The sequence below is a fragment of the Mucilaginibacter sp. KACC 22063 genome, assembly GCF_028736115.1.
Lineage (GTDB): Bacteria > Bacteroidota > Bacteroidia > Sphingobacteriales > Sphingobacteriaceae > Mucilaginibacter.
The window spans coordinates 4,042,426-4,065,792 of record NZ_CP117877.1 but is presented as its reverse complement, the minus strand read 5'-3'; the positions used below and the strand labels follow the sequence as shown (position 1 = coordinate 4,065,792).

Genomic DNA, 23,367 nt, shown 5'->3' with positions numbered 1-23,367 from the left:
GGCAAATCATCAATCACAAATTCAATGACAAATAATTACAGCAACTTTAACGCAACAATGGCTATTGCAAAAGCCAGTTTGCGCTCTATATTACGCAGCCCTTCGGCGGTGGTGTTCAGCTTACTTTTTCCGCTAATTTTTATTATTGTGTTTGCCAATATTGGCGGCGGCGGTGTTAAAGTAGATGTTGGCGTGGTTAAAGGCAGCGATACTATTAACCCTGTTTACCAGGCGCTTAAAAAGGTAAGCGTAGTTAACCTGATCACCAGCCAATCTGCCGCGGATATGCAAAAGAACCTAGAAAAAGGCAGTATTGATGCCGTGATCGATATCAAAAGGAACAATGCCCGACCGCCCTTTTCAGTCAATGTAAAATATACAAAGGCTTCTGCAGAGAAAGGCAATATTTTAAGGTCATTGCTGCAAAGTATTTTTTACCAGATCAATACCGCAGGTAACACTGCTCCGCCGCCTGTAGCCGAACTGCATGAGGCAACCATCAGTGGCCGCGAGTATAAATACATTGATTTTATACTGCCCGGACAACTGGGTTTTTCCCTCTTAAGCACTGGCGTGTTTGGCACGGCTTTCGTGTTTTTAAGCCTTCGCCAAACACTGGTGATCAAAAGATTTTTTGCTACACCGGTAAAAAAATACAGCATCGTACTGGGCGAAATGATAGCCCGTGTAACTTTTGCTATGGCAGGCGCTATTTTCATTATCGCTATTGGTCACTTTGCCTTTGGTTTTACACTGATACATGGCTGGGTAACGGTTATCAACATGCTGATACTGGCGTTGATAGGGCTTATAATTTTTATGGGCTTCGGATTTACAGTATCTGGCATCGCCAAAAACGAAAGCTCGGTGCCGCCATTGTCAAACATCATCACCCTGCCGCAGTTCTTATTGTCGGGTACGTTTTTCTCAGTCACTGCGTTTCCAAAATGGCTGCAGCCGGTAAGTAATTTTTTGCCATTAACGCACTTAAACAATGCCATGCGTCAGGTAGCATTTGAAGGTGCCGGACTAACCGACGTTACTCATCAACTGTTGATTTTGTTGGTTTGGGGTATTGGTATTTATGCAGTTGCCGTAAAAACTTTTAAATGGGAAGCTTAATGCTACTTCAATAATTTGTTAATAACAATATTATATTTGCGGCTAATGTTAATATTAATTTAACATTAGCCGCAAATGTTTTATACCAGATTTTTTGTCGTTGTATTCTTGATTTGCTTATCAGCAAAAGTCTTTTCGCAATCTAATAAAACCGGAACATGGGGACTGGCAACGCTTATACTGCCCGGCAGCACAGACCACCGTTGGGGTGGTTATGCCGAATTACAGGGTCGTACAGATGAAACGCTGTTCCGCAAGTTTTTCTATTATGAAGTTAAGGGTGGTGTTAGCTATAATTTCGATAATAATGCTTATGCGTTAATTGGAACTGGTCGGTATACCACATATGACTATCAGGATTTAGGCAAAGGACCTATAACAGGTGAAACACGGCTATGGGAGCAGTTTACTTCGGTGCAGTTTGTAAGCCGTGTAAAATTAGAGCACCGTTACCGTGCCGAGCAGCGCTGGCTAAGCGGTGTTTATCGCAACAGGTTCCGTTACAGGATAAATGCATTGCTGCCTATTAATCATCCCAAATTCGATCCTAATACTGTTTTCCTGTCTGTATTTGACGAGGTATTCTTTAACAATAAGGCGCCTAATTTCGAACGTAACCGTGTTTGCGCTTTATTAGGCTACCAGTTTACTAAAGCGCTGAACGTACAAGCGGGGTGGATCAATCAGTTTAATAACGGTACAACCATTTCTAATGATAAGAACAACATGATGCTGATGGTGATGTATTCTATACAGCGCAAAAAACCTGGCGCACAACTACCTACTATAAAAGACTAATTTAAAATTGCTGTAAACCTGCTTTGCCTAAAGTTGTTTTTAATGTAACAAACTTTACATTTTTCAATTTAAGTTTTTGACTTATCTTAGCACGCGAAATATTGTATCATATACACTTACATAAAAGTAATTAAAAATGAGCTTGATCATTGATGTCCATGCCCGCCAGATTTTAGACTCGCGCGGAAACCCTACCATTGAAGTAGAAGTATTAACCGAGAACGGTGCACTTGGCCGTGCTGCAGTACCATCTGGTGCTTCAACCGGTATACACGAGGCTGTTGAGCTGCGCGACAACGACAAATCTAAATACATGGGCAAAGGTGTTTTACAAGCCGTTGCTAACGTAAACGATATTATTGCTAAAGAACTTCAGGGTGTTGATGTGTTTGCACAAAACGCTATCGACAAGATCATGATCGACCTTGATGGTACAGCTAATAAAGGTAAATTAGGCGCTAACGCTATTTTAGGTGTTTCGCTTGCTGTAGCAAAAGCTGCTGCACAAGAAAGCCGCCAGCCTTTATACCGCTATATTGGTGGTGTAAACGCTAACACTTTACCAATCCCGATGATGAACATCGTAAACGGCGGTTCTCACTCTGATGCACCTATCGCATTCCAGGAGTTTATGATTATGCCGGTTGGCGCTCCATCATTCTCTGAAGCTTTACGTTGGGGTACAGAGGTATTCCATAATCTTAAAAAGATTTTGCATGACCGTGGCCTTTCAACTGCAGTAGGTGACGAAGGTGGTTTTGCTCCGACCTTTGAAGGTACTGAAGATGGTGTTGAAACCATTTTAAAAGCGATTGAAAAAGCAGGTTACAAACCAGGCGAAGATATTTACCTGGCATTTGACTGTGCTGCTTCTGAGTTTTACAAAGACGGTAAATATGATTATACCAAGTTTGAAGGCGAAAAAGGTGCTATACGTACCAGCGCTGAACAAGCTGAATACCTGGCTTCATTAGCTGCTAAATACCCGATCATTTCTATCGAAGATGGTATGGCTGAAGATGATTGGGATGGCTGGAAATTATTAACCGAAAAAATCGGTGATAAAGTACAGTTAGTAGGCGACGATTTATTTGTAACTAACGTTAAACGTTTACAACAAGGTATAGATAACCATACAGCTAACTCTATCCTGGTTAAGGTAAACCAAATTGGTTCATTAACCGAAACTATTGATGCGGTATCATTAGCACAAACACATGGTTATACCTCGGTAATGAGCCACCGTTCTGGCGAGACTGAAGATGCTACCATTGCTGATTTAGCTGTTGCATTAAATTGCGGACAAATTAAAACCGGTTCTGCATCACGTTCAGACAGGATCGCAAAATACAACCAGTTACTTCGTATAGAAGAAGAATTAGGCGAAAACGCAAAATTCATTGGTAAAAGCTTCAAATACGTTAAAAAGTAATTTAAGTCAAATATCAATACCAGTTGATAAGCTTAAACTGGTTAGTTTTTATCATAAATAAAATCCCCGATTTATCGGGGATTTTTCAGTTATTTTTAAATTGCAGTAAATTAATACCCTCCCCATGCACTGTTATACTCACAGCACTCAGCAAGCTAATGCCATTTGTAAAAATTGTAATAAAGGTGTTTGTTCGCTTTGCGCTATCGAAATTGAGGATGGTATCGTATGCTCTGAACACTGTGCCGAAAAGGTAAGAATGATTAATGGCATGATTAGCAGGAACAAAAATATCCCTGCAAAAGCCAAAGGTAGTTATTACCGTGCTGCATTTATTTATGTAACTATGGGTATGCTTTTTATTGCAAGTGCCTTTGTTTATCCTGATATGAAGTTATACGGTTTTGGAACAGGGATCATTTTTTTAATAGGTGCTGTATTAACAATCATAAGCGGCCGTAAGATTGGCCGTGCTAGTTGAATCATGCTTGTTTGTCTGATTTAATGCCCTGCATCTTTGTGACACACTACTTGTAAAACAAATGCGTATCTTTGCGGCAAGTCTGGAATCTGATTTTAACACATACCCTCCATTTAGCCAGATGCTTATATTACAAATCATTACATGTCATTTCAAGATCTTAATTTAATTGAGCCCATCCTCAAGGCTTTAAAAACAGAGGGATATACTACTCCAACCCCTATTCAGCAACAATCAATCCCGATCATTTTACAACGTAAAGACTTATTGGGTTGCGCGCAAACAGGGACGGGTAAAACTGCAGCATTTTCTATTCCGCTGTTACAAATATTGCATCAGGAACGGACTAATCATAAAGAGCCTAAAGCCATAAAGGCTTTGATACTTACACCTACAAGGGAATTGGCCATACAGATAGCCGATAGCTTAACAGCATACGGTAAGCACACCGGTTTAAAGCATACGGTAATATTTGGTGGAGTATCGCAAAATCCGCAAACAGAAATTTTGCGGAGAGGAGTTGATATCCTGGTAGCAACACCGGGTCGTTTGATCGACCTGATCAACCAAGGCTTTATTCATCTTGGCCACCTTAAAATTTTGGTGCTCGACGAAGCCGACCGGATGCTGGACATGGGCTTTGTGCACGATGTAAAAAGGATCATCGCAAAAATTCCTGCCAAAAGGCAAACGCTTTTCTTTTCGGCTACCATGCCAAAAGAAATTCAGGAGCTGGCCAACAGCATCCTTAATAAGCCCGAGAAGGTGGAGGTTACACCGGTGTCTTCTACGGCAGATACCATTAAGCAGGCCGTATACTTTGTGGCCAAAGGCGATAAAAGAGCATTGCTTGCCCATTTATTAAAGGATAGCAAGTCCATTGGCCGGGTGCTGGTGTTTACACGTACCAAACATGGCGCCGATAAAGTAGTGAAAGATCTGGCCAGGGTAGGCATTACCGCAGAAGCCATACATGGCAACAAATCGCAGAATGCACGCCAGCGCGCGCTTACTAATTTTAAAAACAGCGATACGCGCGTATTGGTAGCTACAGATATTGCTGCACGCGGTATTGATGTTGACGACCTGGCGCATGTGATACAATATGAGTTACCCGAAGTACCCGAAACTTATGTGCACCGCATTGGCCGTACAGGCAGGGCAGGGGCAAATGGGGTAGCTTTTGCTTTTTGCGATGAGGAAGAAAAAGATTTGTTAAAGGATATTCAGAAGCTGATTGCTAAAGAAATTCCGGTAATTGAGTCGCACCCTTTTCCATTAAAAGAGCTGACCAAACAGGAGCGCATTGCACTTGATTTGAAAAATAATCCGAATCATAACAAGCCATCTTCAAGTGAGCGAAACAAAAACAATAAACGCAGGTTTGGTAACAACAGGCGGGGCGAAAATAGACGTGGATAGGGTATTGCAATAGTTAAAGTTATTTCGTTAAATTTATGCTGAACATTTCTGAACCCAATATGAAACGCCTGCTTGATCTGCTGCGCAATAAGTTCTTCCTGGTTACAGTGGCATTTGTGGTATGGATGATCTTTTTTGATAAGAACGACATCTTTTCGCAATACCAATACCACGACCAGTTAAGTAAATTAAAACAGGAACGTGATTTTTATCTTAAAGAAACCGAGCGTGTTTCTAAAGACCTTCAGGAGCTTACCTCAGACAAAGCCCAGCTTGAAAAATTCGCCCGTGAAAAGTACCTTATGAAAAAAGATAATGAGGATGTTTTTGTGATTGTACGCGAAAAGAAAGCAGAGTAGTTTTTAAAAAAAATAGATAAGAAACGGAATAGTGTGGAATTATAATTTCTACGTTTATATAACTACTAATCCAACTAAATCAGTATTGTATATTGGTGTAACCAACGATCTTCAAAGAAGATTAATTGAACATCATACAAATAAAGGAAATCCCTCTACTTTCGCTGGCAAATATTATTGTTATCATCTTTTGTATTTTGAACGGCATACCCATATTGAGCATGCAATTGAAAGAGAAAAAGAGATTAAGAAATGGCGACGGGAAAAGAAGATCGCTTTGATCAAATCTTTAAATCCTGATATGGAATTTTTGAATGACACGATTTAATCAAGATGTCATCTCGAGCGTAGCGAGAGATCTTTCACGGGATGCTTGTCATTCTTAGATAGATTCCTCACATACGTTCTCCAAAGGAGTCCTTGGGACGAAATGACAATTGATTTTGATTTTGTCATCTCGAGCATAGCGAGAGATCTTTTAAGACATGCTTTATCACACTTAGATAGATTTCTCACGTACGTTCGAAATGACAACACCGTTTTTTATCAACTATGTCATCTCGAGCGTAACGAGAGATCTTTTATGCCATGCTTGTCTCACAATAGATTCCCCACATTCATTCCCAAATGAGTCCTTTGGACAGAATAACAAAAAACTTTTGTTTTAACCGGCAACCCGCAACAGGCACCTCACACCTCCGATTCACCCTACCGGCAATTTAATTTTATACCTCACAGCTAATATTCTGATGCTGCATACAATGGCTACGGCTATCAGCTTTGCTATATTAGGATCTATGACATGAAGCATTAAGATGTAGATACTGCCGCCGATGATGCAGGCTGTTGCATATATCTCCTGCCGGCGAAATATCATGGGTATAGCGTTAAGCGAAATGTCGCGGATAACACCGCCAAAGCAACCTGTTATGGTACCTAAGGCTACGCAAATACCCGGATGCAGGCCAACGTTGAGCCCCCGCTGTATACCGATAATGGTGAATAATCCCAGTCCAAGTGCATCGCATAAAAACAGCGTTACCTTAAAGCTTTTGATATGCTTTTTAAACAGAATGGTAACAAAGGCAGTAACCAGTATGATAAGCGGAGTATCAATGTTCCGCATCCAGCTTACAGGTGTGTAGCCAATTAATACATCTCTGATGGTACCGCCACCAATTGCTGTAATAAACCCAATGATGACTACGCCAAGCGCATCCAGCCTTTTTTGCATTGCCGAAAACACACCTGATATGGTAAACGCAACGGTACCGAGTATTTCAATAATGGTGCTTACGTTCAATGTCATATCTCTCCTTCGCGTTTGCGTAAAAACCATTCGGTTGTTATCAGGGCAAGTATGATTATAAACACCCATTTCATGTCAATCAGTTCTTTATACTGGCGGTCTTCGTTAACAACGGTCTTAATGTTCTCATTTTTACGGATCATCGCTGCAAGCTTGCTGATATCTGCAGGCAATACCATTGCACCGCCCGATTGCCTGGACATGTTAGCCAATAGCTGATGATTTGCGGTACTCTGCCTGGTTTCAAGCTCAAGCGGCCTCACGCTAAGTTGCCCTTGTGCCTTTAACTGTTGTTTACCTAATTGTGTGATGGCATTATAGGAATAATCGCCGGGTGTTAACAGGCCGGCATCCAATTGATAGCTTAGCCCTGTGCGGGTAAACAGATAACTATAGCTTTTACCCGACTGGTCTTTCAGTTCCAGCTTTACATCGGGTGTATTGGTTAAAGCTAAGGCATCATTATACAACTCTGCATTGAGGATGACATGTTCGCCTTCGTTAAACACATTTTTTGTGGTGTAAACCCTGAACCGCTGCTGGTTGGCATTAGCCGTTAAGTACTGTATACTTTGTGACAAAAGCTCTTCCAAAGCATGGTGGTTGCCATACGCCTGGTATTCGTTTAAGCCCCAACGCCACAGGCCTTCACCAGTAAAGATTGCTGTGCGTTTACCACGCTCATCGGCAAAGGCAAGCAAAGGATAATTTGTGGTAAGGCTGCCTATTTTCTGTTTAAATAAAACAGCAGCCGAATTATTTGGCGTGTAACTGCCATAAGGTGCCAGCAGTGGCGGAAACTGTGCGATGCGTTGCAGGGTAGAGTCGCTTAGCGTAAAGTTGGCAAAGCCGGTTTGCGGTGCTGCAAATACTTCCTGCAAATCCGGGCGGTTTGCTGCCAGCTGCGTGATCTTTTGTTGTTGATTAAAATCTGATATGGTGCTTTGTGCACCCGCCATTACCCATACCGGGGTTTTACTATCTGCAATAAACTTTTGCAATTGGGGGTAACGGGACGTTTCCACCTGGTGCAGCATAATCAGGCTATAATCGGCCAGTTTAACCTTAGCCAGGTCATCAACCGAAATAGTTTTGATCTCGTAATTGCGGTTTGTTTCAACGGCTTGTTTTATTACGCCAATGTCCGGGTTAGGGCTATTATAAATTAACAAGATCTTTTGGTGCGCATCCAGCACTTCTACATAAATAGTCTCTGTATTATTTCCTGTTGAAACCTCGTTTTTAACAGGTGATATATTGACAGTAAACTTTCGCAGACCCTTTTTATCGGCTGTAAGTTTTACAGGCAACAGTTTATGGAAGTTGTTGCTTTTGATAGCGGTGTTGCTGTTGTAAACCTGCCTGCCACCTTCGGTAATGGTTACATGCATGGTTTCGCCGTTGCTCATGTAAGCTTCGGTTAAAAGTTCAAGCTCAAAGTCGTTGCCTAAAAAAGCTGTTTTGTTGTAGTTTACATTACTGATCAGCAGATCGCGGCGGGGGGTAGTATCGCCCATAGCAACTGTATATATATTCGCTTTAAAGTTTTTAGCTTCGTATTGCGGGTTGCTGCCCTGGTTATAAATGCCATCTGTAGCCAATATTACGGCACCAATATTTTGATTAACAAACTGGTCGTTCAACTGGCGTATAGCCGCAGCAATGTTAGTTTGCCTGCCATTAAATTTTTTTGTCAGCCCGGGTTTGAGGGTTCCATCAAAATTAAACTCGCGTACATCATAATCGGCGCCTAATGTTTCCTTTAGTTTAGCCAGTCCGTTTACAGATAAACTGATATTGTCGGTATTAGAAGGTTCAAAGCGTGCAATGGATTCAGAATTATCCTGTGCAATCAGGATAAGTGGTTTTTGCGGTTGATAATTGACAGACTTTACGAGCGGTGAAAGCAATAAAAAACAGATCAGAAATACGGCTATCCCTCTCGCCGATGCCAATAAATAACGATAGGTCCTGTTCAGGCTTACCGGCTTGCGATACATTAACCAGGCATACAACAACCCTGCAGCCAGACAAGCTAACGTCCACCATCCGGAAATTGTACCCCATGTTATAGAAAATAGAAGCATTAAAGCGCTATGCGTGATTTATTACGACTGCAAAATGCAAAAAATATTGTGGAGATGGTTTATGGCAACCTAATATTAGCGGCTTTTATCAAGCCTCAACAATGCGTATCCTGATCGGGCCTTTAATGGTTGCAGTATCAATGGGTTCACCTTTTTGAGTGATTAATACCCTACCTTGTTGATTAAGCTTTACAGCTTCGGCCCTTATTTCGTCCATGTGCTTGCGCCAATCGGCAGGAAACAAAACCCTTGCAACGTCAGAGGGGCAGATACTTTTATCCGCCCCTCTTTCAGTAGCCATATTTATAATGGTTTCAGCAATCGAAGCTTCACCCATATTTTTAACAATTACATACCGCCGTCAACGCCAAGCACCTGCCCTGTAACGTATGATGACATGTCTGATGCCAGGAATACGCAAACATCGGCAACTTCGCCTGCTTCGCCGCCACGTTTAAGCGGGATACCTGCTTCCCAGCCTTCAACCACTTTAGGGTCTAAAACGTCGGTCATTTCAGTTTTGATAAAACCCGGAGTAACCACGTTGGTACGGATATTACGTGAACCTAATTCTTTAGCAATTGATTTGGAGAAACCGATGATACCAGCTTTAGATGCCGCGTAGTTTGCCTGGCCTGCATTGCCATTTACGCCAACAACAGAGCTGATGTTAATGAATGAACCACCACGATTTTTCATCATGATCTTAGATGCAGCTTTGGTAACGTTGAAAACCGATTTAAGGTTAACGCTGATTACATCGTCCCATGATTCTTCGTTCATACGCAGCAACAGGTTATCTTTAGTGATGCCCGCATTGTTCACTACTATATTCAGTGTGCCAAAGTCGGCAACAATATCATTGATTAGTTTTTCGGCTTCGTCAAATTTCGAAGCGTCAGAGCGGTAGCCTTTTACTTTAGTTCCATAAGCCTGCAATTCCTGCTCAAGCGCCTGGCCTTTTTCTACCGATGATAAATAGGTAAATGCCACATTAGCGCCATGCTCGGCAAATTTCTGAGCTATCATACGGCCAATGCCTTTTGAAGCACCGGTAACTAATGCAGTTTTTCCTTCTAAAAGTTTCATTTTGCAAAATTCTATTTGGGCGGTGAAGATAAGGAAATTTATTAGTTAGTTCATACTTAATGGCTAATGGATCAACCCATCAGCAGAAGAATATATCATTAACTATGAACTATTAACCACGAACCATTAACTTTAGGACATGCAATCTGTTGAAAGCTTTTATGACCAGCTAAGTTCGCGCTATACAGACCTGATCAGCCGCTGTGTGCCGCGTTACAATGAGATGTTCTATAACATCTTTCATTATATTCCTGATGATTTACAACCAAGAAATATCTTAGATTTAGGCTGCGGAACGGGCAATCTAACAGAAGCAGCTTTACAGCATTTTCCCGATGCACAAATCCATGCGCTTGACCTGTCGGCAGATATTTTAAACGAATGCCGCTTGCGCTTTAAAGACCATGACAATATCAGCTATCATCAGCAGGATTTTAATGATCTCGACTTCCCCGCACAAAGCTTTGACCTGGTGATTTCAAGCATTGCAATACATCACATTGCAGACAGCCAAAAGGCAGACTTATACAAAAAGATATTCCGGATGCTTAAACCGGGCGGTGTATTTGTTTTTGCCGACCAGACACGCGGAATAACCGAAGAGATTTACGAGAAGCACATTAGTCGCTGGAAGAACGAAGCTTTAAAACTGGGTTCGACCGAGGCCGACTGGGAGATGTGGATGGAGCACCAGGATGCGCATGATTATCATACGCCTGTAATATGTCATTTAAAGGAACTGGAGACTGCTGGTTTTGATGCGGTTGATGTGATCTGGAAGAACATCATGTGGGCGATATTATGGGCGCAAAAAACTACTGACTAACTATTAACTAAATAATGCAAAGAAGAAATTTCATTAAAACCGGCTCGTTAGCCGGATTAACTATTGGAGCTGTACTGAGCGGCGTATCTGCAAGCGAAGCGGCCGGACATACACCATCAACAGCTAAAGACACATTTGAGCTGAATGAAACAACGATAGATCAGTTGCAACAAAAAATGCGCGACAGAAAACTGACATCCCGTACCCTATGTGAGATGTACCTGAAACGTATTGCTGCCATTGATAAAAGCGGACCTAGGCTGAATGCAGTTATCGAACTGAATAAAGATGCCTTATCTATTGCCGATGCCCGGGATAAAGAGCGTGCCGCAGGTAAAGTGCGCGGGCCATTACATGGTATCCCGGTTTTAATAAAGGATAACATTGATACCGGCGATAAAATGCTGACTACAGCAGGTTCTATAGCACTAATGGACAACCATGCTAACAAAGATGCCTTTATCGTTAAAAAACTGAGAGAGGCTGGTGCTGTGATCTTGGGAAAAACAAACCTGAGCGAATGGGCCAACTTCCGTTCGGAGCATTCTACCAGCGGCTGGAGCAGCCGTGGCGGACAAACAAAAGACCCTTATGTGCTTGACCGTAACCCAAGCGGGTCGAGCTCGGGCTCGGGTGCAGCGGTTGCTGCCAATTTGTGTACGGTAGCCATAGGTACCGAAACAGATGGATCGGTAGTGTCGCCATCATCGGTTAATGGTATTGTCGGTATTAAACCTACCGTAGGTTTGTTAAGCCGCACAGGTATTATCCCGATTTCAAAAACACAGGACACTGCCGGGCCTATGGCACGTACTGTAAAGGATGCTGCGATACTATTGGGCGCCTTAGCCGGGTCAGATAGCGCAGACACTTATACCCAGGCTGCCAATGCAAAATTTGAAAAAGACTACTCCCGTTTTTGCGATGCCAACGGATTAAAAGGTAAACGTTTAGGGTTAGAGAAAACTGCGCTTAAAGCCAACGCACCAACCCTGGCACTTTTGCACCAGGCATTGGAAGTGCTGCGTAGCAAAGGGGCTACTATTGTTGAAATAGAGTTGAACAAAGAACTACAGCAAATTGGCCGTGCCGAGTACCAGGTTTTGCTTTACGAGTTTAAAGCCGGGTTAAATGCCTACCTAAGCACCTCGAACGCTAAATACAAAACACTGACAGAGCTGATTGCTTTTAACAAAAAGAATGAGGCTAAGGCGATGCCATTTTTTAAACAGGAGATATTTGAAGATGCCGAGCAAAAAGGCGATCTGAATACCCCTGCATATTTGGAAGCATTGAAAAAGTCGAACGGGTTATCGCGATCAATAATTGATAAGATGCTTCAGGAAAACCAGTTAGATGCCATTATTGGGCCTACAAATGGTTTCCCGATTTGCATTGACCTGGCCAATGGTGATTATGATAACGGCTTTTCCTTTTCATCGCCTGCGGCAATGGCTGGTTATCCGCATATCACGGTACCAATGGGACACTGGCATGATTTACCTATGGGATTGTCATTCTTCGGCACAGCATTTAACGAAGGCGAGCTAATAAGCCTTGCTTATGCTTATGAGCAGGCAAGCAAAAAACGCAAAGCGCCATCGTTTAAGCCTGTTTTGGTTTAAAGCCTCAACCCCAAGCGCCTGTATGGAAAAGACTAATAAAATCCCCCGGCTTATTAAAGTCCTCCCTTCTCCACAAGAGTCCTATGGACTGGGGAGGGTTCAGGTGGGGCTAAATGTCCATCAATACTCCGCTTGACTAAATTCCCTCCCCTGGGAGGGTTAGGGAGGGGTTATTGGTTTTGAAGCTCCCCTTATGTATACGTCATTGCGAGGAACGAAGCAATCCCAAGTAGAATGAGATTGCCACAGCTTACTATCGTTCGCCTCGCAATGACATTGTTTGTTTAAAATTTCAGATATTCGGTGAAACCATTATTTACCTCAATGAAAGTTCTTAAATCGCTTTTATTACTGATCGCGTTGACGCAATACGTTCATGCCCAAACGCCTTATCAGCCTACAGCTGTTAATCTTGCCGCAAGGGATAGTTTCCGTGCCGAGAAGTATGGATTATTTATTCACTGGGGGCCGTTCAGTATTCCCGGTGATGGTGAATGGGTAATGAATAACCGCAATATCACGGTTAAGAACTATACAAGGTTAGAGAAGTTTTTTAATCCGATTGATTTTGATGCACATGCCTGGGTAAGCCTGGCCAAACAGGGCGGCATGAAATATATTACGCTGATTACGCGTCACCATGACGGTTTTAGCATGTGGGACACCAAGTACAGCGATTTTAACATTATGCACACGCCTTATAAAAAGGATATTGTTAAAATGATGGCAGACGAATGCCATAAACAAGGGATCAAACTATTTCTATACTACTCATTGCTCGACTGGCGGCGTGACGATTACCAATACTGGACAGGCCGTACAGGTAAGGGAACCGGCCGCACCACCCGTGGCGACTGGAACAACTATATTCAGTTTATGAAAAACCAGCTGACTGAATTGTTGACCAATTATGGCGAAATAGGAGGGATATGGTTTGATGGTTACTGGGACCAGATGGAACCGGAAAGCAAAACAAGAAAAGAAACTGATGTGAATGCCGACTGGCACATTAGCGAGATTTATGACCTGATCCATAAACTGCAACCTCAATGCTTAATAGGCAATAATCACCACATGACGCCCATTGCCGGTGAGGACTTCCAGATGTTTGAGCAGGACCTGCCCGGTGAAAATACCAATGGCCTCAGCTTTCAAAAAATATCAGACCTGCCGCTGGAAACCTGTGCTACCATGAATAATAGCTGGGGCTTTAACTTAACAGATACTACTTATAAAACGCCTGCGCAAATTGTTAACCTGCTTGTACGCTCAGCAGGTAATGGTGGCAACTTGTTGTTAAATATCGGGCCAATGCCTAACGGCGAAATTCAGCCGGAGTTTGTTGATCGTATTAACTGGATGGGCGAATGGCTTAAAACTTATGGCAGCAGTATTTATCATACAACAGGCGGATATATTCGCCCGCAAAAATGGGGAGCGATAACGCAAAAAGGAAGCAATGTTTACATACACCCGCTTAAACCTGAAAACGGCACAGTTACATTAAGCCAGGTCCCGTATAAAAAGATTGTAAAAGCATATCTTTTAAAAACCGGTCAGTCGGTTAAAGCAGTATTGGCTAAAGGTATACTTACCATTCCTGTCGAGCAACCGGAAGCTGATGACCCTGATAAAGTGGTGGTGTTGGTGACGAAATAGTTTACAAAATGATATAAAAGAGTAGAGACACAAGATCTTGTGTCTCTACAGAAGTCGTTATCTTTTTATTGCTGTACCCGAGGTGACTATTGCTGTTCAAAGGTTGACAAATAGACTTTCAAAGGTTGTAAGCCAATTGTTTTTCTTCTTTTATCAACGTTTAACGAATCTTGTATAGGCATTGCTTTAGCGCGATGTGTTTTTAAATCAATGCGTACTTGAGTACCATATAACTGCTTTTGCCCCTGGTTGACTAAAACCCTGTCCTGAAGGAAGGCATAATCTTCACCCGAGGCATTGTGATTATCTACCTGTACTTTCATCAGTTGCAGCACATTTTTTTGAAAAGGAGGATCACTGTCGCAATGCTGAACGATTGCCCAAAATGCAGAGCTACCGTTTTCGCCAACTAACGAGTTACCAGGGAAACCGTATTTTCTGACTATACTTTTTGCTGCTAAAAGATTACTGCTGTCGGCCTCATTTATCTTCTTGTTTATTATATTCTCGTCAAATGGTACGCTGTCGTCTTTTTGTAGTTTGATTAATTCTTTACGCCATTTCTGGTCTTCCTTGTACATGGCAAGTATCTTCTTTTGCAGCGTAGAATCAATCTGTATGCTGAATGCATTACATACACAAAGAAGCAGGAACGTAATTGTTGGAAATGTCTTCATAAATAAGTTGCTACAAAGCTTAACAAAGTTCATATAAACAAGCAGAGACACAAAATTTGTGTCTCTGCTATAAATTATCGGCCTGTTCGCTGCTCACCGTTACGTGGATCAGTTTTCGATTTTAACAGGTATTCTTTGGGTGGTTCTGTACCAAGCAGGTTTTTCACAAAGTAGTCCCAGCGGCGGCGCATCATGTATGACGAATACGGGCCATAACCATGCGGACTGTTAGGAAATATTACCAGGTCGTAATCTTTGTTAGCTTTTTCTAAGGCTTCAACAACCAACAGGGTATTGTACGGTGGTACGTTATCATCCATCATGCCGTGGGCTAACATTAACTTACCTTTCAGGTTTTTAGCAAGTAATTGGTTGGCCTGTGCTTCGTAATCAGCGTTAGCCGCTAAACCATCGTAACGCTCGCCCCAATCGTCCTCATAGTTTCGGTTTTCGTGGTTGCCCGATTCTGAGATGCCTACCTTAAAGAAATCAGGATAACGGAACATGGCGCCTGCTGTAGCAAAGCCACCGCCCGAGTGCCCCCATATACCAACACGGCTGGTATCCATATATGAATAGCGTTTAGCTAATTGCTGTATTCCGGTGATCTGATCTGGCAGGGTGTTCTCAGCCATATTGCCGTAGCTCATGTCATGAAAGCTTTTTGAACGCAGCGGATTGCTGGTGCCCTCCAGTGCTATCACTACAAATCCAAGTTCGGCTAAGGCCTGGTTATCATTACGCGCAGAACCAAAAGACCAATTACCTATGCTGCCGCCTTGCGGACCCGGATAGATGTAATCAATTACCGGGTATTTTTTATTAGGATCGAGATTGGTCGGCACGAACATTAAACCGTAAAGATCGGTTTTACCATCGTGTGCTTTTACCGAGAAAGGCATTGCCGGTTTCCAGCCAGCGGCTTTAAGGCGCGATATATCTGTCTTTTCAAGGTCGGCAATCTTTTTGCCATCTGCACTGCGCAATACAGTTACCGGAGGTACATCTGGTTTTGAATAACTATCTACAAAGTATTTCCCGTCTGGTGCTAAGGTGATGTTATGATTACCAGCTTCAGGGGTAAGTACCGTGAAATGCTTCCCGCTGAAATCAGCCTTACATAACTGGCTGAAGTAAGGGTTTTCAGCTTCCAATCCGTCAGCGATGAAATAAACTACGCGGTTAGCTTCGTCAACCTTTAACAGTTTAGTTACTACAAAATTGCCTTTAGTGATCTGGTTTTTCAGCTTCCCGGTTTTGGCATCATATAAGTAAAGTTGTCCCCAGTTATCCCGTTCAGAAAACCAGATGATCTCATTTGAACGGTCGAGATAGCGCCAGTTGATACTGCCCCAGCCTGATTCATATTGAGTAGGTACAGTTTCCTGGAAGATTTCGCGAACGGCACCTGTATTGGCATCGGCAATGCGGATCTTTTCCTGTTTATGGTCGCGTGAGGTAGATACAAATGCTAGTTTAGAGGCATCAGGGCTCCAGTCTACATCGTCAAAAGTGCCGCTGCTGGCAATATCGTCGCTTAATGTAGCACGGTGCGGATCAGCAGCTACCTGTAGGGTAATTACCTTTGGCTCGTCTACATTAATAATTACCCGTTGAATGGTAGCAATTACACTGTCGCCGGGTAAAGGATATTTCCATTGTTTAAGGGTAGGGTGGCCAACGTTGGTTGTCACCAGGTACATGTCGCCAACATTACGCTGATCCTGTTTAAAGGTGGCTATCTTTTTTGAATCCGGCGACCAACGCAGTATCGGAGCATCGCTTGACTTCCATCCTGCATTATCAGTGGCGTAACCAAAATCTTTAACACCGTCAGTAGTTAACTGTGTTTGTTTGCCGGTATTCACATCCTTAACCCAAAGGTTCCAGTCTTTTATAAAAGCGGCCTTTGTGCCATCTGGCGATAAAACCTGGTTTCCGGCTGCACCACGGCCCATGCGCATACCCGGCATAGCCTTGGTGCGTGCAGGTGCTTCTGCAGGGCTTAGCTGCGCTGATTGTAAATCGTAACGCCAGTGCTTGCCATCTGCATCAAAAAGTATGGCTGTTTCATCAGTTGAAAAAGTGACTGACTGAAAGGGCAGCATGTTTGCCTGGTATTGTTTACCGTTAGCGTTTGAAAGTGCAGTAGCCAGTTTCTGCTGGTCAAATAATGGCGAGCGTGTGCCTTTGGCCGGGTCAACAACAATAAACTCGCTGCCTTGCGGGGTTAGTACACGGTACCAGAATCGGTCAGCTTTTAACCATCCCGGGCGAACGCTGCCACGGTCAACCAAGGGCTCGGTGTTATAACCAAGCATACTTTCGGCGCGGGCGTAATCTTTTTCGGTAAGGGTATTGTTCTGCTGGGCTTGTGCAGAGAGCACAAATGCTGTTAACACAGCAGTACTCAATAGTTTGTTCATGCAATAAATAAGTTAGCGCATGCAAATTACAGTTTTGCTAAATCAAATGCACAAGTAGCAAGTATTTGTTACAAAGCGGGTGGGGTTATTTAAGCGAATAGTTAAACGTTTCTGTTTTCCACTCGCCTTGCTTACCTTTTGTTTTGAGTAAGGCATCCATTGTTCGGGTTCCTGTTCGGTGATAGATCAATTGCGTTAAATGATCGGGTGATTCGAAAACTGCCATATTGGTATCAAGCGACATCAACGGGAAAGACAATGGGCTTCCTTTGTCTTCCGAAGCAATGTTTCCTGGCTTAAAGTGCCTTAGTTTCATTACAGGTACACCGTCTGTATCTTCTATCACAATAAACTCGTAAAATATAGCTTTATCGTCTTTTACACAACGAAAGCTGCATATCATGTTATTGCCCATAGGCGGCCCCCAAAACTCTTCCATGTCGCCCCATTCATGTTTTTGAGTCCAGGTACCGCTCATAAAACCCAGATCATTAATTGACGCTTTCTTTTGAGCGTAACCGCATAAAGTGATGCTTAACAGAAGAATTATGATTGCCGGCTTTTTCATGATACACCTTTTAGGAATGTAATATAATAAATGTTTGCAACAAAAAAGCCTTTCTGAATTTCAGAAAGGCTTTCTATTTATCCTTTGATCATCTCGACAAAGTCGTCGAAAAGATAGCGGCTATCATGCGGGCCTGGCGATGATTCCGGGTGATATTGTACCGAGAATGCGTTTTTGCCTTTCACACGGATACCTTCAATAGATTGATCATTCAGATTTACGTGGGTGATTTCTACTTTATCAGATTCGCGAACAGCTTCCTGCACTACACCGAAACCGTGGTTTTGTGAAGTTACTTCGCAGTGGTTCTTTATCACGTTTTTAACCGGGTGGTTTAAACCGCGGTGTCCGTTAAACATTTTTTTGGTTGGGATGCCGTTAGCCAGCGCCAATAACTGGTGGCCAAGGCAAATACCAAACATTGGTTTGTCGGCTTCTAAAATTTCTTTTACGGTATCAATAGCGTAAGGCATGGCAGATGGATCGCCAGGGCCATTGGAGATGAAGTAACCGTTTGGTTTAAAATCTTCCTCAATCTCTTTGAATGATGTTTTTGCCGGGTAAACTTTAGCAAATACGCCACGGTCTGAGAAATTGCGCAGGATGTTCTTTTTAACACCAAGGTCTAATACCGCAACGCGTAATGGTGCGCTTTCATCACCGAAAGTGTAAGTTTCGTTAGTTGAAACTTGTGATGATAGCTCAAGGCCATCCATTGATGGTACTGCGGCCAGTTTAGCTTTTAGTTCTTCAATGTCAGTGATCTCTGATGAGATAATTGCATTCATAGCTCCTTTATCGCGGATGTGGCGAACAAGTGCGCGGGTATCGATATCAGAGATACAAACTACATTTTGTTCCTGGAAATAATCCTGGATCGACTCATCGGCCTGTTTACGGCTGTAAGCAATGTTGTAGTTTTTACAAACCAGGCCGGCAATCTGAATTTTGTCAGATTCAACTTCCTGGTTACTGATGCCGTAATTACCAATGTGTGCATTGGTAGTTACCATGATCTGCCCGAAATAAGAAGGGTCGGTAAAGATCTCCTGATAACCGGTCATTCCGGTGTTAAAGCATATCTCGCCGGTAGTGGTGCCAATTTTGCCGGCAGCTTTACCATGAAAAACAGTTCCGTCGGCCAGTAATAATACAGCCGGCAACTTGGTGTAGTTGGTCATGTTTTAAAAAAGTTGAATGATTAAAAATGAGGCGGTTGGACCTATTTAAAGCGCCTTTAAGATTAGCAGGAAAACTGAAGTGACAAACCCCTGTATTCACGGCGCAAAGGTAAGTTATTTTAATGTTTCTGAGATGTAAAATTTAAATAATTTGTAAAAGTAGTTTATACCTTTGCTGCTGCACCTAAAATTTTACCCATGTCAGTAAATAAAGAGGTTAAACGTGTAACCACGCACAGTTTACAGGAAATGAAAAACCGTGGCGAAAAAATCGCCATGTTAACCGCATATGACTATTCAATGGCTACCATTGTTGATGATGCCGGTATAGATGTGATATTGGTAGGAGATTCTGCTTCAAACGTAATGGCAGGCCATGAAACTACCTTGCCCATCACGTTAGATCAAATGATCTATCATGCATCTTCGGTAGTTAGGGCAGCCAACAGGGCATTGGTTGTTGTCGACCTGCCTTTCGGTTCTTACCAGGGTAATTCAAAAGAAGCCTTAAACTCGGCTATCCGTATTATGAAAGAGGCTGGTGCACACGCTATTAAAATTGAAGGCGGTGCAGAAATTGCCGAGTCGGTAAGCCGTATCCTTACCGCGGGTATCCCGGTAATGGGGCATTTGGGTTTAACACCACAATCGATCTATAAATTCGGTACTTATACGGTACGTGCAAAAGAAGAAGCTGAAGCCCAAAAGCTAAAAGAAGATGCTTTGAAATTGCAGGAACTGGGCTGCTTTGCCATTGTACTTGAAAAAATTCCAGCCAAGCTGGCTAAAGAAGTAAGCGATAGTTTACAGATCCCTACTATAGGTATCGGCGCCGGGCACGACTGCGGCGGGCAGGTATTGGTGATACATGATATGCTGGGGATCAATAAAGGATTTCGTCCGCGTTTTCTGCGACAATATGCCGATCTATATGATATCATGAACAATGCTGTTAAAGGTTACATTAAAGATGTAAAAGCAGAAGATTTTCCTAACGAAAAGGAACAGTACTAAACTAAAGTATGTAGTTTATAGATGATGGTTAATGGTAAACAATGTGACTAAGCTACTTGTTGCTTTATGGCTATATCTATGAACAATTAACTATCAACCAACGCAATGAACCTACCCATCACTGACGACGATATATTATATGAAGACAATCACCTGATTGCCGTGAATAAACGCGCCGGTGATATTGTACAGGTAGATGATACCGGCGATGAGCCGCTGGATGAAAAAGTAAAGAAATACCTCGCAAAAAAATACAACAAACCCAATGGCGCTTTTTTAGGAGTAATCCATCGGCTTGACAGGCCAGTAAGCGGTGTTATTATGTTTGCCAAAACCAGTAAGGCGCTGGATAGGATGAACGAGTTGTTTAAAACACGCCAGATGCGTAAGACCTATTACGCTGTAGTGCGCAACAGGCCTAATCCGCCTTATGGTACGCTGATACACTGGCTGATAAAAAATCCTAAAAAGAATGTGACCACCGCACATGGCCATGAGGTGAAAGGAAGCTTGCGTTCTGAATTGCATTACCGCCTTGCCGGCGAGCTTAACGGGTATTACCTGGTGCAGGTTAACCCGGTTACCGGCAGGCCGCACCAGATACGTGTACAGCTTTCAACGCTTAACTGCCCGATTGTGGGCGACAATAAATATGGGTATCCGCGTGGCAGCCTTCGTAAAAGCATCAGTTTGCATGCACGCCGCCTGCAATTTATACACCCTGTAAAGCAGGAGCCGATTGATATAAAAGCGCCATTGCCTAAAGATGGTTTCTGGGATAAGTTTGCGCACCTGGTGCAGGATAGTGATGATGATGTAGTGATGAAAGGGGAGATATAAAGCCTCACCCCATGCCGCTTTCCAGTCCTTTGGACTAGGGGATATTTAAGTGGGGCTAAACCAGCAAAACAAAATAAGCCATCCGTTATTCCGTTAACTAAACTGATAATTGTTAATTTTGCCCAAATGGCATTTAAAAAGCGTTTACTGGCCCTGTTTTGCATTGGCACGTTAGCTATGGCGGCAAACTCATGTAAAAAAGACAATCAGGATTTTTTGTTCCACTATTTAACAGCGCAGCCCTGGGAACTTGCTTCCGTACAGGTTACTACTTATATAGGCTCTCAGCAAATATCCAGTGTTATATTAGATGATTGTGCGCTGTCGCAAAGCTTTGTCTTTAATGCGGATAATACCTGTTCTTATGCAAACTTTGCCTGTAAGTCAAACACGGCTAAAGGCTCATGGCAGTTTGGCGAAGGCCGTATTTATTTAAACAGCGATATTCAATGTGCCGATACCACTCTTGACGGCACAGCACGTGATACACTTAACCATCCGTTTACCAATGCCAAGATCCAAAACCTTGGAAGTTACTCTTTTGTGCTAACCTTAGGCGATGGTTACTACACTTCTACTACCCGCAGGGTGATACGCCAGTTAAGCTTTGTTCATCCGCAATAACTCATATTATCTGATTTGCCTTTAAAGTATGCTTCAAAATTTTATATTTGAAGGTGTTAATTAAACAATTATTAATTTGAAAAAGCGAATTGCCATTTTTGCTTCAGGCTCAGGATCTAATGCCCAGAAAATTATTGAGCATTTTAAACGCAGCTCAGTTGCCGAGGTGGTGCTGGTATTGAGCAATAATCCGCAGGCGTATGTATTGCAGCGTGCCGATAACTTCGAGATCCCGTCACATGTATTTAACCGGCACGAGTTTTACCATACCGATGATGTGATTAAACTGTTAAAGAACCTTCAGGTTGATCTTATTGTACTGGCAGGTTTCCTGTGGCTTGTACCGCAGTCATTATTGAAGGCATTTCCAAATCGTATTATAAATATACACCCTGCATTATTGCCAAAGTATGGCGGTAAAGGCATGTACGGAGATAAAGTACACCAGGCTATATTAGATAATGGGGAAGAAGAATCAGGCATTACTATTCATTTTGTAAATGAGCAATTTGATGAGGGCGAGATTATACACCAGTCTAAATTCAGGATTGAGCCGGGCGATACACTGGATGTTGTGAAATTTAAAGGTCAGCAGTTAGAGCATCATCATTTTCCGCGAGTGATTGAGCATTTGCTCAGTAAGATCAAAAGTTAATAGGTAGACTGTACTATTGTACGTATCATTTCATCTAATTCTTCGGTTACTTTTTGCAGCAATTGCAGGTCTTCGGGGTCGGCCTGGTAGTTATTGGTTTTAAACAGCTCCAAAAAACCAAGTATAGATGCCACCGGCCTGCGCAACTCGTGCGACTGTATATAGGCGATCTTTTCAAGTATCTTATTTTTGTCTGAGATCTGTTGCTCGCTTAATTTACGCTCTGTAATGTCTGTGGCGTTTATCGATACGCCTGATATTAAATTGTCTGGGCCATAAAATGGTTCGGCGGTTAAATGCCACCAGGCAACTTCGCCGGTATTGTATACCACCCTTCGTTCATATTTTACAGGCTTACCGCCAAGGGCGGTATAGCAATTAAACATAAACCTGCTTAAAGGCTCGCCTTTTAATATCCTGTTTATTTTAAGCCCACTGTGAACCTTTATATTATATATGCGCTCAACGGTATCATATGTTTTTTTATTAAAGGCCATTATTTCCATTTGCTTTCCAATAAGCAAGTGGCATGATGCCGAACTTTCAAAAAACGAGCGCAGCTTTGTTTCTAAACTTTTTGTTTCAGAAAATTGAGCTTTCATAATTTGCAGGCTCGATGAAAAGTCCATGATCTGCACAATACGTTTAGCCAATACCTTTAGCAAGTGAATTTGAGCAGGTGTTAGCCTGCGTGGTTGCGTATCTAATACATACAGGCTGCCAAAACATGGGTTGTTATGCGAGCTAAGCGGTAGCCCGGCATAAAAACGAATATCCTTAGTGCTTACATGTCTGTTGCCTTTAAAGATCTTATCGGTTAACGTATCATTTGAGATCAGCAGTTTACCATGCTCAATTGCATAATTGCAAAAGTTAGTACTAATTGCTTCTTTGGTAAAATCAAAGCCCGGCAAGATAGTAGCATACAGGTTATTATCATTTTTAAGGCCGATCACAGCTGCAGGAACATCGCACATTGCCGCAGTAAGCATAGTGATTTCTTGCAGCTCAAAAGCTTTGTCAATATTTAAATTTAAAAACCTTTCAATAGCTTGTAAACTATGTGGGTCTTGCTTAAACATAAGTGGGGTCGAAAACGCAATTAAACGTCATATATACAAATAATATAAGCATTAATATTTTAAAAATTGATACTTTTTTATTAATAATATT

The 23,367-nt window shown here is 42.5% G+C and carries 23 protein-coding genes; 14 read left to right on the top strand and 9 right to left on the bottom strand.

Annotated features, from left to right (window positions below):
- The first annotated feature begins 24 nt into the window (after positions 1 to 24).
- The 7 genes from PQ461_RS17640 (at position 25) to PQ461_RS17610 (ending at position 5,942) form a co-directional block, all read left to right on the top strand.
- Positions 25 to 1,122 carry an ABC transporter permease gene (locus tag PQ461_RS17640; protein WP_274206857.1) on the top strand — a complete coding sequence of 366 codons (1,098 nt, stop codon included), beginning with the start codon at positions 25 to 27 and terminating at the stop codon, positions 1,120 to 1,122.
- A gap of 75 nt (positions 1,123 to 1,197) precedes the next feature.
- Entirely contained in the window at positions 1,198 to 1,920 is a 723-nt protein-coding gene (locus PQ461_RS17635) for a DUF2490 domain-containing protein (protein WP_274206856.1), read from the top strand.
- 136 nt (positions 1,921 to 2,056) lie between these two features.
- A complete protein-coding gene (gene eno / locus PQ461_RS17630; RefSeq protein WP_274206855.1) occupies positions 2,057 to 3,352 on the top strand; it encodes a phosphopyruvate hydratase in 1,296 nt (431 codons plus the stop codon).
- 124 nt (positions 3,353 to 3,476) lie between these two features.
- The gene (locus tag PQ461_RS17625) at positions 3,477 to 3,833 is read left to right on the top strand and encodes a hypothetical protein (RefSeq protein WP_274206854.1); all 357 of its coding nucleotides are present in this window, start codon (positions 3,477 to 3,479) and stop codon (positions 3,831 to 3,833) included.
- A 144-nt stretch (positions 3,834 to 3,977) separates the two neighbouring features.
- Positions 3,978 to 5,255, top strand: coding sequence for a DEAD/DEAH box helicase (locus tag PQ461_RS17620; RefSeq protein ID WP_274206853.1), 1,278 nt, complete (start codon positions 3,978 to 3,980; stop codon positions 5,253 to 5,255).
- Positions 5,256 to 5,290: 35 nt separating this feature from the next.
- Positions 5,291 to 5,614, top strand: coding sequence for an FtsB family cell division protein (locus PQ461_RS17615; RefSeq protein ID WP_337993476.1), 324 nt, complete (start codon positions 5,291 to 5,293; stop codon positions 5,612 to 5,614).
- A 31-nt stretch (positions 5,615 to 5,645) separates the two neighbouring features.
- Complete coding sequence (locus tag PQ461_RS17610; protein WP_274206852.1) at positions 5,646 to 5,942, top strand: GIY-YIG nuclease family protein; 297 nt, start codon at positions 5,646 to 5,648, stop codon at positions 5,940 to 5,942.
- A gap of 375 nt (positions 5,943 to 6,317) precedes the next feature.
- Here PQ461_RS17610 and PQ461_RS17605 read toward each other — a convergent pair whose 3' ends face one another.
- The 4 genes from PQ461_RS17605 to fabG form a co-directional block, all read right to left on the bottom strand.
- The gene (locus PQ461_RS17605) at positions 6,318 to 6,923 is read right to left on the bottom strand and encodes a trimeric intracellular cation channel family protein (protein ID WP_274206851.1); all 606 of its coding nucleotides are present in this window, start codon (positions 6,921 to 6,923) and stop codon (positions 6,318 to 6,320) included.
- Entirely contained in the window at positions 6,920 to 9,010 is a 2,091-nt protein-coding gene (locus PQ461_RS17600; RefSeq protein WP_274206850.1) for a vWA domain-containing protein, read from the bottom strand. Before PQ461_RS17600 ends, PQ461_RS17605 begins: the two co-directional genes overlap by 4 nt.
- Before the next feature lie 88 nt (positions 9,011 to 9,098).
- Entirely contained in the window at positions 9,099 to 9,347 is a 249-nt protein-coding gene (locus PQ461_RS17595) for a DUF3253 domain-containing protein (protein ID WP_274206849.1), read from the bottom strand.
- Positions 9,348 to 9,358: 11 nt separating this feature from the next.
- Entirely contained in the window at positions 9,359 to 10,099 is a 741-nt protein-coding gene (fabG, locus tag PQ461_RS17590; protein WP_274206848.1) for a 3-oxoacyl-[acyl-carrier-protein] reductase, read from the bottom strand.
- Positions 10,100 to 10,238: 139 nt separating this feature from the next.
- Here fabG and PQ461_RS17585 point away from each other — a divergent pair, with 139 nt between their 5' ends.
- From PQ461_RS17585 to PQ461_RS17575, 3 genes are all read left to right on the top strand, one after another.
- Positions 10,239 to 10,925 (top strand): class I SAM-dependent methyltransferase, encoded by a 687-nt coding sequence (locus tag PQ461_RS17585; protein WP_274206847.1) that lies wholly within the window; start codon positions 10,239 to 10,241, stop codon positions 10,923 to 10,925.
- Positions 10,926 to 10,939: 14 nt separating this feature from the next.
- Entirely contained in the window at positions 10,940 to 12,550 is a 1,611-nt protein-coding gene (locus PQ461_RS17580; RefSeq protein ID WP_274206846.1) for an amidase, read from the top strand.
- A 324-nt stretch (positions 12,551 to 12,874) separates the two neighbouring features.
- Positions 12,875 to 14,209, top strand: coding sequence for an alpha-L-fucosidase (locus PQ461_RS17575; RefSeq protein WP_274206845.1), 1,335 nt, complete (start codon positions 12,875 to 12,877; stop codon positions 14,207 to 14,209).
- A gap of 86 nt (positions 14,210 to 14,295) precedes the next feature.
- Here PQ461_RS17575 and PQ461_RS17570 read toward each other — a convergent pair whose 3' ends face one another.
- The 4 genes from PQ461_RS17570 to carA all read right to left on the bottom strand — a co-directional run bounded on the left by PQ461_RS17570 (position 14,296) and on the right by carA (position 19,061).
- The gene (locus PQ461_RS17570) at positions 14,296 to 14,886 is read right to left on the bottom strand and encodes a DUF6624 domain-containing protein (protein ID WP_274206844.1); all 591 of its coding nucleotides are present in this window, start codon (positions 14,884 to 14,886) and stop codon (positions 14,296 to 14,298) included.
- A gap of 74 nt (positions 14,887 to 14,960) precedes the next feature.
- Positions 14,961 to 17,312, bottom strand: coding sequence for a S9 family peptidase (locus PQ461_RS17565; RefSeq protein WP_274206843.1), 2,352 nt, complete (start codon positions 17,310 to 17,312; stop codon positions 14,961 to 14,963).
- Positions 17,313 to 17,397: 85 nt separating this feature from the next.
- Positions 17,398 to 17,880: a DUF6265 family protein gene (locus tag PQ461_RS17560; protein ID WP_274206842.1), complete on the bottom strand. Its 483-nt coding sequence runs from the start codon at positions 17,878 to 17,880 to the stop codon at positions 17,398 to 17,400.
- A gap of 77 nt (positions 17,881 to 17,957) precedes the next feature.
- On the bottom strand, positions 17,958 to 19,061 hold the full coding sequence (gene carA / locus PQ461_RS17555; RefSeq protein WP_274206841.1) for a glutamine-hydrolyzing carbamoyl-phosphate synthase small subunit: 1,104 nt from the start codon (positions 19,059 to 19,061) through the stop codon (positions 17,958 to 17,960).
- Between the two features lie 198 nt (positions 19,062 to 19,259).
- On the opposite strand from carA, the gene panB reads away from it, so the two are divergent.
- From panB to purN, 4 genes are all read left to right on the top strand, one after another.
- A complete protein-coding gene (gene panB / locus PQ461_RS17550; RefSeq protein WP_274206840.1) occupies positions 19,260 to 20,075 on the top strand; it encodes a 3-methyl-2-oxobutanoate hydroxymethyltransferase in 816 nt (271 codons plus the stop codon).
- Positions 20,076 to 20,180: 105 nt separating this feature from the next.
- Positions 20,181 to 20,915, top strand: coding sequence for an RluA family pseudouridine synthase (locus tag PQ461_RS17545; protein ID WP_274206839.1), 735 nt, complete (start codon positions 20,181 to 20,183; stop codon positions 20,913 to 20,915).
- 126 nt (positions 20,916 to 21,041) lie between these two features.
- Entirely contained in the window at positions 21,042 to 21,539 is a 498-nt protein-coding gene (locus PQ461_RS17540) for a hypothetical protein (protein WP_274206838.1), read from the top strand.
- A 76-nt stretch (positions 21,540 to 21,615) separates the two neighbouring features.
- Positions 21,616 to 22,194 (top strand): phosphoribosylglycinamide formyltransferase, encoded by a 579-nt coding sequence (gene purN, locus PQ461_RS17535; RefSeq protein ID WP_274206837.1) that lies wholly within the window; start codon positions 21,616 to 21,618, stop codon positions 22,192 to 22,194.
- Here the strand turns inward: purN and PQ461_RS17530 are convergent.
- On the bottom strand, positions 22,191 to 23,276 hold the full coding sequence (locus PQ461_RS17530) for a GAF domain-containing protein (protein WP_274206836.1): 1,086 nt from the start codon (positions 23,274 to 23,276) through the stop codon (positions 22,191 to 22,193). The genes purN and PQ461_RS17530 overlap by 4 nt on opposite strands.
- Positions 23,277 to 23,367: the final 91 nt, after the last annotated feature.